1 protein-coding gene is annotated in these 510 nt (G+C 39.0%); it reads left to right on the forward strand.

Translation table 11 applies throughout. The features are described from left to right. Positions 1-357: 357 nt before the first annotated feature. Positions 358-510 (forward strand): 30S ribosomal protein S20 (rpsT, locus tag L1D47_RS21095; RefSeq protein ID WP_239886656.1); only part of this gene is annotated, 153 nt, incomplete at its 3' end.

The following is a 510-nucleotide window of genomic DNA, read 5'->3' on the forward strand; positions in this document are numbered from 1 at the left end:
CCTGAAATCTTTGCAAAACCTATTCTTCTTATCTAGAAATCTTTAATTTCTGTCATTCCCACATAGGTAGGAATCCAAATTAATCTTTAACAACTTTCTGTTTAAAAATAGATTTCCGCCTACGTGGGAATGACGATTAAATGATGAAATTTTAGTTTTGCAAAAGTCTCAGCCTGAAAGGCAGCAAAAGATTTTCAGGCTGCTTTTTGAGATTGAATGCACAATTGAAATTACAGATAAAGACAAAAGGATAAAAGCAGCCTGAAAATCCAAAAATGGCTTGCTTTTCGCAGGTTTAGCGTTTAGAATAGCGCGTTTTTACACATTCAACTATCCCAATATTCAGGAGTATTATCCATGGCAAATAGCGCACAAGCACGCAAACGTGCCCGTCAATCTTTGAAAAACCGCGCACACAACGCTAGCTTGCGTACTGCATTCCGCACTGCAGTGAAAAAAGTGTTGAAAGCAGTTGTGGCAGGCGACAAAGCAGCGGCACAAGAATTGTAC

This window comes from Shewanella sp. Isolate7 (assembly GCF_022398425.1).
Lineage (GTDB): Bacteria > Pseudomonadota > Gammaproteobacteria > Enterobacterales > Shewanellaceae > Shewanella.